Annotated in this window: 1 protein-coding gene and 1 pseudogene; one reads left to right on the forward strand and one right to left on the reverse strand. The window is 64.2% G+C overall.

Going from position 1 to position 631, the window contains the following annotated elements; translation table 11 throughout:
• A pseudogene (locus EOA29_RS39130) lies at nucleotides 1–208 on the reverse strand (cyclic nucleotide-binding protein); the annotation flags it as partial.
• 90 nt (nucleotides 209–298) lie between these two features.
• On the opposite strand from EOA29_RS39130, the gene EOA29_RS39135 reads away from it, so the two are divergent.
• Nucleotides 299–631, forward strand: a 333-nt coding sequence (locus EOA29_RS39135; protein ID WP_189479174.1) for a DNA-3-methyladenine glycosylase I, incomplete at its 3' end; no start/stop codon positions are given.

Consider the following 631-nt stretch of genomic DNA (forward strand, 5'->3'; position numbering starts at 1 on the left):
GGATGAAGGACCAGGAGCCGCCGATCCTGGCGATCGCGTCGGCGACGCGGTCGCCATAGGTCTCGTGGAAGGCGACGGCCTTGTTGGTGTCGCGTGTGATGGTGGTGCGCTCGAGCGTCGATTGAAGCACGCGGCTCTCGAGCGGACCAAAGCCGTCCGGCTTTCGCTTGAGCAAGCGGTTCGCCATGTCCTCGACGATCTTGTTCATCTGTCTTCTCCTTCGCCCGGCATCGATAGACGTAGAGGCTGCCGGGGCGGACGTGAAGTGCTAGATTGCGGCGAACAGGCAAGGACAACGATGCTCGATTTCCAGAAAATCCACGCGCGGGCGGCAAAGCGCAAGCGCGGGGAGGCGGTGCTCGCTCCGCTGCTTGGCCCTGCGCCCGACAACAAGGCGGTGGCGAAAGTCCCCGACGACCGCATTCTCGCCACCATTGCCGAGCGCATTTTCGCCGCCGGCTTCGTGTGGCGTGTCATCGAGCAGAAATGGCCGGGTTTCGAGGAGGCGTTCCTCGGCTTCGAGCCGAAGCGGCTTCTGTTCCAGCCGGACGACTTCTGGCACGAGTTGGCATCCGACAGCCGCATCGTGCGCAACCCGCAGAAGATCAGGTCGGTGCGCGACAACGCCGCC

This window comes from Mesorhizobium sp. M1E.F.Ca.ET.063.01.1.1 (assembly GCF_003998155.1).
Classification (GTDB): domain Bacteria; phylum Pseudomonadota; class Alphaproteobacteria; order Rhizobiales; family Rhizobiaceae; genus Mesorhizobium.